A 16255-nucleotide genomic window follows, 5' to 3' on the forward strand; every position below is an offset into this window, starting at 1 on the left:
GCTCACGCACGCCTGTCCCCGCGCTGGCGGCGCCGGCGCAGGCACCCGAGCAGGAGCGTGGCGAGCGCGAGGGCGGCCGCGCCGCCGCCCGATCCCGGGTCGAGGGCGCAGGCGCAGCCGCGCGGGCCGGGCGCGACCGGCGGGGGCGGCGCCGGCCGCGGCGGGACGTCCTTGCCATCGAGGCTCGACCCGTCTCCGGCGCTGATGAAGCCCGCCCAGTAGAAGGGGTGCTGATTGCCGCGCGCGGCGCGCACCGAAAGCGCGGCCTCGCGCAGCGCCTCGCTGCGCCCGCCGCCGCCCTGGAGCCGGCGGTGGTAGTCCACCATCAGATCGCGCGTCTCCTGATCGCTGATCTTCCACAGGCTCATCACGAGGGTCTGGGCCCCCGCCATCAGCACCGCGCGCCGCAGGCCGTACACGCCATCGCCGCTGCGGGCCGCGCCGACCCCGGTCTCGCAGGCCGAGAGCACCACGAGCCGTGTTCCATAGAGGTCCAGGCCGGCCAGCTCGAGCGCGGTCAAGATCCCGTCCTCTCGCCCCGGGACCGGCTGGTTGGCCGTCGCCAGCGCCAGGCCGCCGCGCAGCAGCGGGCTCTCGAGGGCCCGCCCAGCCGACGCGACGACGGGCGGCAGGAAGAAGCCGTGCGTGGCGATGTGGAGGATGCGCGGGTGCGCTACGGCCTGCACGGCCTCCTCGCTCGCCGCGGCGCCGGTGAGCGCCTTCGCGCCCGGGATCACCGCGCCGATCGCCGCGATCTCCTCGGCCGTGCCGGGCAGCGGGCGGAAGCGGATGTCGCCGAGCTCGACCCAATCGGCGCTGGCCCCCGGGCGGTAACGCGAGCGCTGCCGATCGGGATCGCCGAAGTCGGGCGCGCCGATCAGCACCGCAGCCGGACCGGGATCCGGCGGCGTCTCATCGTGGAGGAAGCGCACCAGGTCGCGCCCGCTCGACAGGTAGGTGAAGGTGAAGCGCTCGATCAGCGAGCGCCCGCCCTCGTCGAGCAAGGCGCCGAACGGGATCAGGTTGAGCTCCCCGTCCGGGCTGATCAGGATCCGGCGGGCGTCGCCAAGGAGCGGCCGCAGCGGCCGCAGCGTGCGCTCGTCGAGCGCCCGCGCGGCCGGCGCCGGATCGCGCTGCGGGCTCGCCAGCGCCTGGCGCAGCTCGTCCACCAGGCCAAAGGCGGCGCGCGCCTCGCCGAGATCCACGAAGCGGGCGGCGCCGCGCCGGCGCAGCACGTACGCGGCGAGGCGTGGGGCCTCCGCGGCCTCGCCCACGGGACGGCGCACGATCATCTCGACGAGCGCCGCGTCCTCCGGGATCGCCGCCTTCACCTCGGCGAGCGTCACCAGCCGGTCGTCGCGCGCGACGGTCGCGCCGCGCTTGCCCAGCTCCGCCTCGAGCCGGGCCTTCTGGCGCTCCAGCTCGGCCAGCGCGGCGTCGTGCTCCGCGGCCGGCACCGCGCCCGGGCCGCGCACGATGGCGTCGACGATCGCGCCCTGGATCGCCACGAGCTCGCGGAGCAGGCGCGCGTCCTCCGGCCTCTGCCGATCGCGCACGGCGGCGCGGCTCGTCGCCAGCGCGTCGAGGGCGCGGCCCTTGCGCCGCAGGATCGTGGTGAGCGCCAGGTCCACCGCGGCGCCGCCCTGCGGCGACGCCGCCGCGGGCAGCGCCAGGACGAGGTCGGTCTGGCCGCGCAGCGCCTCCACGGCGGCGAGCTTCTGCTCCTCGGAGCTGTCCGTGAGCAACGCCGCGGCGCGGCGGTCGCGGATCTCCGTGCTCCGCGCGAGGGCCTGCGCCGCGCTCGGGATGTCCCCTGCGCGCAGGTGGCCCTCGGCGAGCGCATCGAGCGCCTCGGCCACCCTGGGGTGCGCGGGGCCGAAGACCTTCTCGAGGATCGCGAGGGCCCGCCGGGAGAGCGCCTCCGAGAGCCCCGGATCGGGCCGGCCGCCGCCGCGGGCCAGGGCGGCGCGCCGCAGCAGCGCCTCGGCCACGGCGGGGTGATCCGGCCCCGACGCCTCCTCGAGATCGGCCTGCGTTCGCTGGTAGAGCGCGGCGGCGGCGCCGTCGTCGCCGGTCGAGCGCCGCAGGTCGCCGAGGTGCAGGCGCAGCGCGGCGGTGGCCGGGTGCCCCGGCCCGAGCACCTTTTCGCGGATGGCGAGCGCGCGATCGAGCAGCGGCGCGGCCCGCGCCGGCTCGCCGCGCTGCATGTGTCCGAGCGCGAGGCCGTCGAGCGACTCGGCGGCCGCCAGGTGCCCGGGGCCGAGCGCCTGCTCCTGGAACGCGAGCGCCCGCGCAAACGCCTGCACGGCGCGGTCGGGGCGGCCGATCGCCAGGTGGAGGCGGCCCAGGCTGTCGAGGACGCGGGCGAGGCGCGGGCTCGGCGTACCGGCGGAGCGCGCGCGGGCGCTGGCGGTCTCGAGCGCCTCGACGAGCAGCGGCTCGGCGGCGTCGGGCTCTCCCCTCTCCAGGGCCAGATCGGCCAGGTTGCGGAGCAGCTCGGCCTGCAGGGCGTTCTTGCCCTGATAGCGCTCCGCGGCGAGCCTGAGCATGGCCTCGGCCACGTCGTACTCTGCCCTCATCGCGAACAGGCGGCCGACCTCGCTGTAGGCGAGGCACGGGAACGGGCTGCCGAGCAGGTCGTCGAACGCGCCGATCTCGCGCCGCAGCCCCTCGGCGGCGGCGCCGTCGCCGCGGATGGCCGCGAGGCGCGCGAGCCCGGCGATCGCCAGGCCCCCGAGCTCCTCGTCGCCGGCGACGAGGATGCGCCCGTAGATGGCGTGCGCGCGCGCGAACACCTCCTCGGCGCGCCGGTGCTGGCCCAGCTCGATCAGGACCCATCCGAGCTGATCGAGCGCCCCTGCGAGGAGCTGCTCGGGCGACGGCGTGGCCGGGGTGTGCTGCCTCGGCAGCCGGCCCTTGTAGAGGGCGACGACCTTCTCGTGCAGGGCGACGTCGCGCTCGGCGAGCGCGAGGGCCTCGGCGAGCCGCTCCTCCTCGAAGAGCCGCTCCGTCCCGTGGTGCGCGGCGTCCGCCTCGTTCAGCGCGGCGTTGAGCCCCGCCGGGCCCTGCGCCGCGGCGACGCCGGGCGAGAGCGCGAGCAGCAGCGCCGCGCTCGCCGCGAGCCACGGCGCGCGGCGGACGGCGGCGCCCCGCCTGTCACCGCGAGACGCCGGCATCAGAGCTCCCCTTTCGGCCGGATTCCGTGCTTGTCGAGGAGCTTGTGGACGAGCTGCCTCGACACGCCCATGGCGCCGGCCGCGCGCGAGATGTTGCCTTTGTGGCGGCTCAGCCAGGCGGTCAGATAGCTCCTCTCGAACTGCTCTATCACCATCTCGCGGGCGTCGAGCAGCGGCATCTCCATCAGCGGGTCCAGGCGCGCCGCCGCGGGCCCGGGTGCCGGGGCGGTCGGCCGCGCCGCCGCGGCTCCCTCCTTGAGCGGCCGGAGCAGCTCGTCGACCGCCTCGGGAAACAGGAGCAGGCGCGCGACCACGTTGCGCAGCTCGCGCACGTTGCCCGGCCAGTCGTGGGCGGCGAGCAGCGCGAGGGCGTTCGGCGGCAGATCGGCCAGGGAGCGAGGCGGGCTGTGCGCGGCGAGGAAGCGCTCCACCAGGGCGGGCAGATCGTCCTTGCGCTCGCGCAGCGCCGGGACCTGCACCTCGACGACGGCGAGCCGGTAATAGAGGTCCTCGCGGAACTGCCCCTCCGCCGCCCGGGCGCGCAGGTTCCTGTGCGTGGCGGCGATGATGCGCGCGTCGAACGGCCGGAAATCGCTGGCGCCGAGCCGCCGGATCTGGCGCGCCTCCAGCGCCCGCAGCAGCTTGGGCTGGAGCTCGAGCGGCAGCTCGCCGATCTCGTCGATGAACAGCGTGCCGCCGCTCGCCTCCTCGAGCAGCCCGGCGTGCGCCGTCTGGGCGCCGGTGAACGCGCCGCGGGTATGGCCGAACAGCTCGGACTCGACCAGGTTGGCCGTGGTCGCGCCGCAGTCGAAGACGACGAAAGGCCCGCCTTTGCGCGGGCTGTTCTCGTGGATGGCCCTGGCCAGCACCTCCTTGCCGGTCCCGGACTCGCCGAGCAGGAGGATGGTCTGATCCGTGGCGGCGGCGCGCTCGAGCTTGGCGAAGAGCGCGCGCATGGCGAAGCTCCTGCCGATGGCGCCGCCGAACGTGCCAGTCGGCGACATCGGCACGAGCCGGGGCTCGCCAGCCGGGTGGACGACGAGCTCCGAGTCGCCGATGAGCACGGCCGCCCGGGGCGCGAGGCGCGCCTCCAGGATGGCCGTCTGGCCGAGCAGCGTGCCGTTCTTGCTGCCGAGATCGCGGAGGAAGATCCCCTCGGGCGTGAGCCGCAGCTCGCAGTGCCGGCGTGAGACCCGGGCGTCGGGGACGACCAGGGTGCAATCCGGACCGGTCCCGACGCTCACAGGGCTCATGTCGAGGAGCGCCTCTGCCACGTGCCCTTGCGGCGAGGTGACGCGGACACGGAGGGAGGGCAGGCGGAGCGAGCGATCTCGGTCCACGCTCGTGAGCGTGCAGGGCTCGGGCTCGTCCCTGGCTGGCTTCATGCACCCGACGGTACGTGGATCGCCCCGCGAAAGCTACGGCGCGCGGCCCTCCGCGCGCGGCGCGGATCTCACTGCACGCGGGTCATGCGCAGCCTTGTCTTGGAGTCGGCCTCGTTGCTCACGATCTGGAGGGCGTCATTGGTCTTGGCGAAGTCGAGCGCCGACCACGAGAAAGACATGCTGTTCCCGTTCGCGGTGTCCTCGTCGTCCGTCTCGATCCAGCCATCCCAGCCTACCCCCACGCTCTTCGACAGGTTTGCGCGCGCCAGGATCCCGTAGTTGAAGCCGAGGTTCGGGAAGGTGCTCATCGCGCTGGCGCTGCCGCGGAACAGGCAGAATGCGAGCGTGGTCTTCGAGGGGCTCTGCGTGGAGGTGTTGGGGAAGATGTTCCCCGTGGACGAGTTGCTGTTCGACGTGTCCTCGTTGTCGAAGGTGCGCGAGAACGCCTCGGAGCCGGCCGGGCAGGTGCCGCCGAGCTTGAGCACGGCGTACGGCTCCCCGGTGTTGAGCGGCTTGAAGGAGCTCCCCGCAACGCGGCAAAAGATGAACCTGGTGTTGCTGTTGCTCTGCGTCGCGCCGATCCAGCCGCCGTGATCGTTGCCGTTGCTCGTGTCCTCGTCGTCCATGAAGATCGTGATCTGCTCGAAGTTGGAGGGGCACGCGCTGGCCGGGATGACGCCGACGTCGTTCACCCCCAGCGCCGACTCGGCCTCACCGACGTCCTCGGCCTCGCCCGAGCCGACGTCGAGGCCGTCGCCCAGCTCGCCCTCGCAGGCGCCGTCGCTGCACGGCTCGTCCGAGCCGGCGACGCACCCTGGAATCAGCGCGGCGGCGCCGAGGAGCGAGAGCGCGAGGGTGGAGTTGCAGAGAGCGATTCCGAGGTGACCGAGTGTCTTGTTGAGAGAGAGCATGGAACATCCTCCATTGTCGGCGCGGCGGCGCGGCCGCCTCGCCGGTTTCCGTCGATCTCCAGCGCGCGAAGCCCGTTCTTCGCTGCCGTCTGGACGCCGGGGCGCTTTGGCGCTTTGGCGTTTCAACGCCTCAGCGTCTCAGCGTGTCAACGCTTTTGCAGGCAGCGTGCCGAGCCCGCCGCGCCCGCATTCCTGCGGAGCGCGCCATCGCGCACCGCCTCCGGCTGTCAGCGACCGTCGACAGCTGTCAGCGATCGATGACACCTGACAGCGCCCGCTGACAGCGCGGCGGCCTTTGGCTTTTGCACCGGCGTCACGCCCGCTGCTTCAGGACCCTGTGGACTGGTACCGCCGCTCCCCGAACCGCCAGATGCGCAGCGACGCGAGCAGGAACACCACGCCCACGAGCGGCGACGCCCAGCGCGCGGCCTCGGGCAGCGCGGGGACCGTGGGGCGATCGAGCAGCGCGCCCGCCGGGATGTAGCTCACGAACGCGAGCGGCACGACGAACGTGAAGAAGCGCCGGAACCAGTCGCGGTACAGCGTCAGCGGGTACTGCGCGGCCTCCGTGCCGCCGTACGTCAACGCGTTCATGATCTCGAGCGACTCGACCGTCCAGAAGCACAGCGTGGCCTGGAGCACGAGGAGCCCGTAGAACACGCAGGCTCCCCCGACGACAGCGCCTGCGAGCAGCGCGATCTTGGCCGCCGTCCACCCCACGCTCAGCGCGCTCCCGGCCCACAGGAGCATCACGAGGCCGACCGCGAGCCGCCCGGCGCGCAGGAACTGGAACTCCCCGGTGGCGACCTGGAACGCCGTGGAGCGCGGGCGCAGGAGGAGCCGGTCGAAATCGCCCGACCTCACCCTCATGGAGAAGGTGTCGAACCCGCGGCCGAACGCCTCGGCGAGCGCGAACGAGACGTTGACGAGGCCGAACAGCAGGGCCACCTCCGCGAAGCGCCACCCCCGGACCGCGCCGAACCGGTCGAACAGCGCCCACGCGCCGAGCAGCTCGATGCCCACCGTGATGAACTGCCCGACAGACCACATCACGAACGAGGCGCGATACTGCATCTGCGCCCGCAAGGACGCGGCGGCGAGCCGGAGGTAAAGCCTTGCTGCATCGAGCGACATCTCGCCTGTTCCTCGTGTCCTCGTCTCCGCGTCCGTTCCTCGCCCCTCAGCCGCCCTGCACCACGAGCGGACGCAGGCCGCGGGCGACCATCGCTCTGCCGAGCGCCACGAACACGGCGGTCCACAGCGCCTGGTGCAGCAGCACGCCCGGGAGCGCCGCCGCGGGCAGGTGCCCGAGGTAGAGCCGGAACGGCGCGTCGACCATGCCGCGGAACGGCAGCGCGTCGAGCCACGGCTGGATCCACGGCGGAAACAGCGGCAAGGGCACGATCATGCCGGAGGCGACGAGGACGAGCGACGGCACGATCCGCGCGATCCCGTCGCCGGACGTGGTCCACAGCATCGTCGACGTCACCGCCGTCGCGAACGCGCCCACGAGCGCCGCCGCGCCGACCATCGCCGCCGCCCACGCGCCCGCGGCGGCCAGCGACGGCGGCAGCGCCATGCCGAGGAGCGGCACCGCGACCGCGAACATCGGGACCGCGCGCAGCAGCGTCGGCGCGACGCGCGCGGCGAGCGCGCGGGCGAGCCAGAGCGCGTGCAGATCGAGCGGGCGCGCCAGCTCGTAGCCCACCGCGCCGGTGCGGATCAGCTCGCGCACCTCGGGGTCGGGGTTCGTCGAGAACGGCAGCAGCTGGAAGAACGCCTGTCCGAGCCACGTGTACGTGACCGCCTGCCCCAGCGCCATGGGCAGCGGCGCGGTCGACGTGTGGTGCGCGGCGTTCCCGTAGAACGCCTCGAGCACCATCACCTTGATGAGCCCCCAGAACAGCTGCGTGCCGAACCCGGCCACCGCCGCCGCGCGGTACTGCAGGAGCGCGCGGCAGCGCGCGCGAAACACGGCGGCGCAGGCGGCGAGATTGCCCGCGAAGCTGGCGACGAGCGCGCTCACGGCCGCGCGCCCGCCTCGCCGCCCTCGCCGTAGAGCCGCGCCACGATCTCGTCGATCGGCGGGTTCTGCACCAGGAGGTCGCGCACGGGGTAGCGGGCCGTCACGCGCCCGACGAGCTCCGCCGTCGAGATCGCCGCGGGGTCGAAGCGCAGCGTCACGCGGGCGCCCTCGCGGCGGATCACCTCGGCGCGCGGCTCGGCGATCTCCGCCGCGGGGTCCGTGAGATCCACGATGAGCCAGCGCTCCGCGGTGACCTGCGCGCGCAGCGCCTCGAGCGAGCCGTCCGAGAGCACCCGCCCCCCGGCGATGAGGATGACGCGCGAGCACAGCGCCTCGATATCGTCCATGTCGTGCGTCGTCAGGATCACCGTGACGCCGCGCTCGCGGTTGAGCCGCTGGACGAAGCGCCGCACCGCGAGCTTCGAGACGGCGTCGAGGCCTATCGTGGGCTCGTCGAGGAAGAGCAGGTCGGGCGCGTGGAGCAGCGCGGCCGCGAGATCGCAGCGCATGCGCTGGCCGAGGCTGAGCTGCCGCACCGGCGTGTCGAGCAGCGGCGCCAGGTCGAGCATCGCGACGAGCTCGTCGCGCGCGCGCGCGTATTCGGCCGCGCCGACGCGGTAGATGTCCCGGAGGAGCTCGAACGAGTCGAGCACCGGCAGATCCCACAGGAGCTGGGTGCGCTGGCCGAACACAACGCCGAGCCGCCGCACGTGCGCGACGCGCTCCCGCCACGGGACGCGGCCGGCCACCTCGCAGCGCCCGGAGTCCGGCACGAGGATGCCCGCCAGGATCTTGACCGTCGTCGACTTGCCGGCGCCGTTCGGCCCGATGTACCCCACGAGCTCGCCCCGCTCGAGCGAGAACGAGACGCCGGCGAGCGCGTCCACGGCGCGGTAGCGCGGCCGCACGAGCCCGGCGAGCGCGCCCAGGGCGCCCGGCCGACGCTCGGCCACCCGGTACGCCTTGCGCAGGTCCTCGACGACGATCAGCGGCATGGCGGCGGCAAGGGTCTCACGGGCGGCCCGGGAGCATACAGGACCTCTGCCTGACGGCCAGCGGCGCGCGGACGCGGGCTCCCGCGCCGCCTTCGCCGCGCGCTGCCCGCCGTCAATCCCGGAGTTGGGCGCTGAGCCCCTCGAACCTGGCCGAGAATGGCACAACCAAGCCATCAAGCTCGCTGCGCGGCACACGATGACGCAATCCGCGTGCCTCGAAGCTCTGCTGGAGCGCCCGAAAGCCTCCTCTTGCAATAGTGCTGTTCTTGAAGCAGTATCGCGGCCGAACGAGCCAGCCTGGCCGTACCCCTTCGTTGGTTTATTTGTAAAGTGTATTACTTATCCTCGTTTGCTTTGGGCCAGGGTGAGTTATGCGACTGGACCCGAGCAACGAGCACACGAAGGACATCGACGGCGTCGCGTGGGGGCGATGTGGATATCGAGTTCGATCCCTTTGACTTTAGCCATGTGATGTACGGGACCGGCGCCACCATCCACGGCACCGAGGACCTCACGCGCTGGGACAACGACGCGCCGGTCCATCTCGTGGTGATGGCGAAGGGCATCGAGGAGACAGCGGTCCTCGGCCTGGTGAGCCCGTCGTCGAGCCCGGCGACCTCGCGGAGTGGGCTCACGAACCCCGCTCGCATGAACCCCGCTCGATCGAAGAGGCTCCTCGCCTGAAGCGCGCGCGATGCGATCCCCTCCTCCGCTGAGCGCAGCGCCGCCTGCCAGGACCGCCGCCAGGGGCGCACGGCCCGCCTTCAAACCCATTGAAGAACTCCATAGATACTGTGATCCGCCGCGCCGCGAGAGGCTCGACGCACGGAGGCGCATGCCTCTGCGCCATGATGGCGAAACAAGCTTCCGACCCGAAAAATCGCGGCGATCGCGTGATCACAGCGGCGCGCCGCGGGAATTCTGTCGGGCCACACCAGCGAGGTGCAACCTGGGTGACACCCAGCTAACTTGTGCAGAGAAGGCGTACTCCGCCTCCGAGCTTCATCTGTCGACAGCCATAAACCACGGAACCCAGCCCGACCGCAGCCGACGCGGCGTGCAGCGAGTGGCCCTTCGCGCCGGACCGTGTCCGCGCATCGACGGCACCTCGCTCCCGCGCGTCTCCAGCGGCCCCGAGCGGGCACGTCCTGTCCGGCGCAGCCGGCGCGGGTCGGGCTCGCCGGGCCTCGGGACCGTCGGTGCGCACGTCACGCCGTGGTGATCACCGGGATCGCCGCGGCGTGATCGCTCGGAAGAACGCCTCGTGATCACCGGGATCACGATCGCGGTGGCGCGGATCGCCGCAGAGATTTGGACGATTGCATAGGAGCGCCCGGCCTCAGCGCCGGAGGTCACGGCCCGTGTCCAGCGCGGGCGCGTCGACGACGCCGGTCAGCCGCATCAACGAGGGAAACACCGTTATGAGTTACGCACGCATGGTCATCAGGAAGGGTCGAATCGGATCCTCGCTACTCTGCTTGCTGCTCCCCATGTCGCTCGCTTCGTTGGCCGCCTGCGGGTCGGATGGAGCGCAGGGCCCCGCGGGCCCGCCGGGCGAGCCCGGCGCGGATGGGGCGGATGGGGCGGATGGGGCGCCCGGCCAAGACGCCGAGGTGCCGCCGGCCGACACGCCGGCGGGCTCCCTGGACAAGTACGTTTCAACCGAAGGTGGAGCGGGTCGTTTCCCCCTCGCCGTGGGCGGCCAGGTCGCTCCGCTGGTCGTCAGCGAGAGCGACTATGCGGGCGTCATCCGCGTCGTGGACGACCTCGCGGCGGACCTCCAGCGGGTGACCGGCACTGCGGCCGTCGTCAGCGACGAGATCCCGGCGTCGGCGAAAGAGGTGGTCCTGATCGGGACGGTGGGCAATAGCCCGATCATCGATCAGCTGGTGCAGGCCAACAAGCTCGACGTCTCCGGCGTGACGGGAAAGTGGGAGACGTTCGTCACGCAGATCGTCGACAAGCCGGTGGAGGGCGTGGATCGAGCGCTCGTCATCGCGGGCAGCGACCAGCGCGGCGCCATCTTCGGCGCGTACGATCTCTCCTCGCAGATCGGCGTGTCGCCCCTGTACTGGTGGGACGACGTCCCTGCCCAGAAGAGCCAGACGCTGTACGTGCTCCCCGGGCTGCACACCCAGGGCGAGCCGAAGGTGAAGTACCGCGGGTTCTTCATCAACGACGAGAACCCCGCGACGGGCAACTGGGCGGCGAAGATGTTCGGGCCTGGCAAGGCGGAGGGCTTCCCCGGGGGGCTCAACCACCTTTACTGGGAGAAGATCTTCGAGGTCGCGCTCCGCATGAAGGCGAACTACATCTGGCCCGCCGTGTGGGGCCGGGCGTTCGCCGAGGACGATCCGGAGAACCACGCGACGGCCTCGCGGTACGGCATCGTGATGGGGACCTCGCATGAGGCCCCGATGATGCAGGGTATCGAGGAGTGGAATCGCCACGCGGTCGCGGCGAAGAGGGACGCGGCAGGCGCCATCACCACTCCAGGGAACGATCCGTACGGCGGCACCGGCGAGTGGCGCTTCTCGGTGAACTCCGACGCGCTGAAGAAGCACTGGACCAAGGGCATCCAGCGGATGGTCGACCAGAACATCGAGGGCGTCGTCACGCTCGGCATGCGCGGCCCCGGCGACGTCAGCCTGCCCCCGGCAGACGGCATCCCGCTCATGAAGAACATCGTCGAGTCCCAGCGGAAGATCCTCGCCGACGTGACGGGCAAGGACGTGACGACCATCCCCCAGGTCTGGACGCTGTACAAGGAGATCCAGGGCTACTGGGACGCCGGCATCACCGTGCCGGACGACGTCACGGTGGTCTATTGCGACGACAACTGGTCCAACATGAAGCGCCTGCCGGAGCTCGGCAAGCAGCGGGCCGGCGGCTTCGGCCTCTACTACCACTTCGACTACGTCGGCGGCGGCCGTAACTACAAGTGGGTCGACACGATCCTCCTGCCCAACGTCTGGGAGCAGCTCAACCTTGCCTACAACTACGGCGTCAATCGGCTCTGGGTCGTCAACGTCGGCGACTTCAAGAGCGAGGAGCTCCCGCTCCAGTTCTTCCTCGACTACGCGTGGAACCCGGAGAAGATGCAGGTCGAGGACATCGGCGCGTGGGAGCGGCGGTGGACCGAGAAGCAGTTCGGCTCCGAGCACGCGGACATCATCGCCGACATCCTGCACAGCTACTCGCTGCTCCAGTCGGATCGCAAGCCGGAGCTGACCAACCGGAAGATCACCGTCGATTACGATGTCCTGGTCAGCCAGCCCACGACCGAGGTCCCGGATCCTGACACGTCCGCGGTCACGTACGACGACGGCGCGAGCCCGTTCAGCATCACGAACTACCGCGAGCTCGAGAGCGTCACGGAGGAGTGGGAGGCGCTGGCGTCGCAGGCGGAGTTCGCGGCCAGGCTCCTGCCGCAGGAGGCGCAGGACGCCTACTTCCAGCTCGTGTACTACCAGGTGAAGGCGACAGCCAACCTGTATGCGCTGCGCCTGGCAGGGTTCAAGAACAAGCTCTATGCGGCGCAGGGGCGCGCGGCCACGAACGACATGGCGGCCGCCGCGGAGGCGCGGCTCCAGGACGATCTGGAGCTCGCGTCCTACTACAATCACGATCTCGCCGGCGGCAAGTGGGAGGGTTTCCAGACGCAGCCTCACATCGGCTACGGCGCTCCGGGGAACCCGTCGTGGCAGCAGCCCGAGTTCCAGTACAACAACATCCAGGAGTTCATCTGGCCGGAGCTCGTGTCGGTCGACGTCCCGGAAGCGTCGGATCTCGGCGTGGCGATCGACGGCTCGAACAGCTTCTGGACGGGTGACGTGGAAGGCGAGGCGGCCGCCGAGCTGCCTGCGTTCAGCCGGTATCAGACGCAGCCCGAGCAGTACATCGAGGTGTTCAACCGCGGCCGCGAGCCGCTCGAGTACACGATCGACGTCGACCTCCCGGTCGAGTGCCCCACCGGCTGGGCCGCGAACACGCCGTGCCCGAAGTGGCTGAACGTCTACCCGAGCCACGGTGTCGTCGACAAGGAGGTGCGCGCGACGGTGAGGGTCGACTGGGTCATGGCCCCCACGGACCTGACGTTCCCGGTCGAGGTCCCGATCACGGTCTCGGGCTCGGACGGGAGCACGGTGGTGGTCACGGCCCGCGTCGAGGACCCGCGGCCGATCGCGTGGAAGCCGAACCGCTTCATCGAGGCGAACGGCGTTGTCTCGATGGAAGCGGATCACTACAGCCGCGCGATCGGCACGGATGACGTGTCGTGGAAGCTGCTCCCGGAGATCGGGCGCACCGGGTCGGGGATGACGCCGTCCCCGGTGACGGCCGAGCCCCAGAAGCCCGGCGCCGCGTCGCCTCGCCTCGAGTACGACGTGCACCTCACGAGCAGCGGCCCGGTGAACGTGTATGTCTACGTGTCGCCGAGGAACAACTTCCAGAACTGGGCCGATGGCCTGCAGTACGCCGTGTCGATCGACGACGGTCCGATCCAGAAGGTCAACACGAGCTACGCCGTCGAGCTCAACGGCAACGGCAACAAGATCTGGGAGCGGCACACCTCGGACAACGCCAACATCATGCGCACCACGCACACGATCGCGAAGGCGGGTGACCACACGGTGAAGGTGTGGATGGTCCATCCGGGCGTGATCGTCCAGAAGGTCGTGGTCGACGCCGGTGGCATGAAGGACAGCCTCCTGGGCCCGCCCGAGAGCTACTGGATGGGCAGGGGGCCGGAGCAGCAGTAAAGCATCGTCTGCTGTTCGCGGTCCGAGGGCCCGCCGCGCACGAGCTGTGCGGCGGGCTCTCGCCGTTTGTACGCCCCGCGCGAGCGATGTGCCGAGGCCGCACGGGCTCGGCGGCGTGAGCCGCAACCATCCAGCCGCCGGCCGCGTGCTTATCGACAACGGATCTTTCTGCCGGCGGCGCCGCGATCGTGGACGCGCCCTCTCCGTGCGCGGTGATCGAGCGAAGGGTCGGTGGTAGGATTGTCGCCGGGGTCAGGCATGCTGCGACAGAAGCTGGGATGGATCGGTGTGGTGGCGCTGCTTCCGGCGCTCTCCGCGTGCGGTGAGAGCTCGGGCGCCGGGGCGGCCGGCGGGGGCGGCGCCGGTCAGGCCGCGGCGACGACGGGCGCCGAGGCGTCCACGGGGAGCGGAGCAGGCGGCGCGGGCAGCGGCACGAGCGGCAGCGGCACGAGCAGCGCCGGAGGCGGCGCGGGTGGAACCTCCGCGAGCGGGGGCGGCGCGGGCGGCGCTGGGACCGGCGGGAGCGGAGGCGATGAGGCGCCGGGCGCGCCCTCGGGCTTCATCCTCGGCGCGGACATCTCCTGGGTGCAGGAGCGCGAGGCTGGAGGCAAGGTGTTCCGCGACATCGATCCAGCGACGGGTAAGCTCGTCGAGAAGGACATCCTCGAGATCCTGAAGGCGCACGGGTTCAACTGGATCCGCCTGCGCCTGTTCAACGACCCGACGGCCGTGTACGCCGACGCGGCCGTCGACGACGACCCGTATTCGCCCCAGGGCTTCTGCGATCTCGAGCACACGATCGAGATGGCGCGGCGCGTGAAGCGGGCGAACATGGGCTTCCTGCTCGACTTTCACTACAGCGACGTGTGGGCCGACCCGGACGATCAACACAAGCCCGTCGCCTGGACCGACCTAGAGGGCGACGCGCTGGCGAGCGCCATGCGCGAGTTCACGCGCGACGCGATCGAGCGGCTGAGCGCCGCCGGGGCGCGCCCGGATATGGTCCAGATCGGCAACGAGATCCCGCAAGGGCTGCTGTGGCCCGACGGCTTCGTCACGGGGCAGGCGTTCCAGGGGCTCGGCTCGCTCTTGAAGGCCGGGATCCAGGGCGTCAAGGACGCCGACGACACGATCACCGTCATGCTGCACCTCGACCGCTGCGACGACAACGCGGCGACGCGCTGGTGGGTCGACGGGGTGCTCGGGCAGGGCGTCAAATTCGATGTGCTCGGCCAGTCCTGTTACACCGAGTACCAGGGACCGCCCTCGGGGTGGAGGGCGAACTTCGATGATCTCGTGAAGCGTTATCCCGACCTGAAGTTCGTGGTGGCGGAGTATTCATGGGAGAAGCGCGCGGCCAACGACCTGATGTTCAACCTTCCGGACAAGCGCGGGCTCGGCACCTTCATCTGGGAGCCGACCGAGTGGCACGAGCGGATCTTCGCGCCGAACGGCGATGTCATCGAGAGCATGATCGCGCCGTACGATCAGATGAAGGTCGACTACCGGGATTTCTAGGACGCCGAACCGGTTGAAGGTCGTCTCAATTTAATGGCTTGCAAAACTCAACGATCGGTTGGGGACCAAGCTCCAAGGTAAGGGAATGCGGGAAAGAAAAACCGCAAGGGCGCAAGGGACGCAAGGGATGAGAGATGAGAGATGAGAGATGAGAGATGAGAGATGAGAGATGAGAGATGAGAGATGAGAGATGAGAGATGAGAGATGAGAGATGAGAGATGAGAGATGAGAGATGAGAGATGAGAGATGAGAGATGAGAGATGAGAGATGAGAGATGAGAGATGAGAGATGAGAGATGAGAGATGAGAGATGAGAGATGAGAGATGAGAGATGAGAGAGTTTTCTCTGTTCCCTTGCGCCCCTCGCGCCCTTGCGGTTTTTCTTCTCTTCTGCTGATTTTCCCGTGATCTAATGTGATCGGTGGTCTAGCACCGCCTGCCGCGGGAGTATTCGGCGCGTGCCGCGGCGGTGCCATGAAGGCTCCCGAACCAACGAGGGGTTTCTATGCGTATCTTCCTCACGGGAGCCAGCGGCTTCATCGGCTCTGCCCTCGTCCCTCAGCTCATCCGCGCCGGCCACCGCGTGCTCGGCCTCGCGCGGTCGGACGCGTCCGCCGAGAAGCTCGCCGCCGCCGGCGTCGACGTGCACCGCGGCGCGCTCACGGATCTCGATAGCCTGCGCCGCGGCGCCGCCGCCTGCGACGGGGTGATCCATTGCGCGTTCTCCCACGACGACCTCAACGATTTCGCCGGGAACTGCGAGATGGACCGGGGCGCGATCGAGGCGCTCGGCAGCGCGCTCGTCGGCACCGATCGCCCGCTCGTCGTCACCGCCGGCACCGCGCGCTTCACGCGGGGGCAGGTCCTCACCGAGGACGAGGCGCTCGATGCGTCGACCGGTGGCCCGCGGGCCGCCTCCGAGCAGCTCGCCCTCTCGTTCGCGAGCCGCGGCGTGCGCGTGTCCTCGCTGCGGCTGCCGCCGTCGGTCCACGACGATGGCGACAACGGGTTCGTCCCGATGCTGATCGAGCTCGCGCGCAAGACGGGGCGCTCCGGGTACATCGGCGACGGCGAGAACCGGTGGCCCGCGGTGCACCGGCTCGACGCCGCGCGGCTGTTCGTCCTCGCGCTCGAGAAGGCGCCGGCCGGCGCGCGGCTCCACGCGGTCGGCGACGAGGGTATCTCGACCCGCGACATCGCCGGTGTCATCGGTCGCAAGCTCGGCCTGCCGGTCGAGTCGGTCCCCAGGGAGCACTTCGGCTGGATCGGCGCGTTCTTCGCGCTCGACACCCCCGCGTCGAGCGCGCTCACGCAGGCGCGGTTCGGCTGGAAGCCCGAGCAGGCGGGCCTGCTCGCCGACCTCGAGCGCCGCACCTTCCACGACCGCCGCCCGCGCTGACCCGGCCCCGCGCGAGACGCGGGCACCGGCCAGGGCCCTGCTCAGGAAAAGGACCGCGCGACCTCGCGGCAGGCGGGGAGCCGGGG

10 protein-coding genes are annotated in these 16255 nt (G+C 70.9%); 4 read left to right on the forward strand and 6 right to left on the reverse strand.

Annotation, left to right across the window (positions count from 1 at the left end; translation table 11 throughout):
- Window positions 1–2: 2 nt before the first annotated feature.
- From WME90_RS35315 to WME90_RS35340, 6 genes are all read right to left on the reverse strand, one after another.
- The gene (locus WME90_RS35315) at window positions 3–3176 is read right to left on the reverse strand and encodes a CHAT domain-containing protein (RefSeq protein WP_437276458.1); all 3174 of its coding nucleotides are present in this window, start codon (window positions 3174–3176) and stop codon (window positions 3–5) included.
- The gene (locus tag WME90_RS35320) at window positions 3176–4561 is read right to left on the reverse strand and encodes a sigma 54-interacting transcriptional regulator (RefSeq protein WP_437276459.1); all 1386 of its coding nucleotides are present in this window, start codon (window positions 4559–4561) and stop codon (window positions 3176–3178) included. The genes WME90_RS35315 and WME90_RS35320 overlap by 1 nt, the downstream gene beginning before the upstream one ends.
- 68 nt (window positions 4562–4629) lie before the next feature.
- Complete coding sequence (locus WME90_RS35325; protein WP_437276460.1) at window positions 4630–5472, reverse strand: hypothetical protein; 843 nt, start codon at window positions 5470–5472, stop codon at window positions 4630–4632.
- Window positions 5473–5799: 327 nt separating this feature from the next.
- Window positions 5800–6606, reverse strand: coding sequence for an ABC transporter permease (locus tag WME90_RS35330; RefSeq protein WP_437276461.1), 807 nt, complete (start codon window positions 6604–6606; stop codon window positions 5800–5802).
- A gap of 46 nt (window positions 6607–6652) precedes the next feature.
- Window positions 6653–7498, reverse strand: coding sequence for an ABC transporter permease (locus tag WME90_RS35335; RefSeq protein WP_437276462.1), 846 nt, complete (start codon window positions 7496–7498; stop codon window positions 6653–6655).
- Window positions 7495–8493 carry an ABC transporter ATP-binding protein gene (locus tag WME90_RS35340; protein ID WP_437276463.1) on the reverse strand — a complete coding sequence of 333 codons (999 nt, stop codon included), beginning with the start codon at window positions 8491–8493 and terminating at the stop codon, window positions 7495–7497. Before WME90_RS35340 ends, WME90_RS35335 begins: the two co-directional genes overlap by 4 nt.
- 432 nt (window positions 8494–8925) lie before the next feature.
- On the opposite strand from WME90_RS35340, the gene WME90_RS35345 reads away from it, so the two are divergent.
- The 4 genes from WME90_RS35345 (at window position 8926) to WME90_RS35360 (ending at window position 16169) form a co-directional block, all read left to right on the forward strand.
- Complete coding sequence (locus WME90_RS35345) at window positions 8926–9177, forward strand: hypothetical protein (RefSeq protein ID WP_437276464.1); 252 nt, start codon at window positions 8926–8928, stop codon at window positions 9175–9177.
- A gap of 806 nt (window positions 9178–9983) precedes the next feature.
- Window positions 9984–13253, forward strand: coding sequence for a glycosyl hydrolase 115 family protein (locus tag WME90_RS35350; protein ID WP_437276465.1), 3270 nt, complete (start codon window positions 9984–9986; stop codon window positions 13251–13253).
- 291 nt (window positions 13254–13544) lie between these two features.
- A complete protein-coding gene (locus WME90_RS35355) occupies window positions 13545–14771 on the forward strand; it encodes a glycosyl hydrolase 53 family protein (RefSeq protein WP_437276466.1) in 1227 nt (408 codons plus the stop codon).
- 504 nt (window positions 14772–15275) lie between these two features.
- Window positions 15276–16169: an SDR family oxidoreductase gene (locus tag WME90_RS35360; protein ID WP_437276467.1), complete on the forward strand. Its 894-nt coding sequence runs from the start codon at window positions 15276–15278 to the stop codon at window positions 16167–16169.
- Window positions 16170–16255 lie beyond the last annotated feature (86 nt).

It is taken from the genome of Sorangium sp. So ce375, from assembly GCF_051473855.1.
Classification (GTDB): Bacteria; Myxococcota_A; Polyangia; order Polyangiales; family Polyangiaceae; genus Sorangium.

Coding starts and splice junctions, on each gene's coding strand:
- WME90_RS35315 (WP_437276458.1), bottom strand. CDS start 3,176: ATGCCGGCGTCTCGCGGTGACAGGCGGGGCGCCGCCGTCCGCCGCGCG.
- WME90_RS35320 (WP_437276459.1), bottom strand. CDS start 4,561: ATGAAGCCAGCCAGGGACGAGCCCGAGCCCTGCACGCTCACGAGCGTG.
- WME90_RS35325 (WP_437276460.1), bottom strand. CDS start 5,472: ATGCTCTCTCTCAACAAGACACTCGGTCACCTCGGAATCGCTCTCTGC.
- WME90_RS35330 (WP_437276461.1), bottom strand. CDS start 6,606: ATGTCGCTCGATGCAGCAAGGCTTTACCTCCGGCTCGCCGCCGCGTCC.
- WME90_RS35340 (WP_437276463.1), bottom strand. CDS start 8,493: ATGCCGCTGATCGTCGTCGAGGACCTGCGCAAGGCGTACCGGGTGGCC.
- WME90_RS35350 (WP_437276465.1), top strand. CDS start 9,984: ATGTCGCTCGCTTCGTTGGCCGCCTGCGGGTCGGATGGAGCGCAGGGC.
- WME90_RS35360 (WP_437276467.1), top strand. CDS start 15,276: ATGCGTATCTTCCTCACGGGAGCCAGCGGCTTCATCGGCTCTGCCCTC.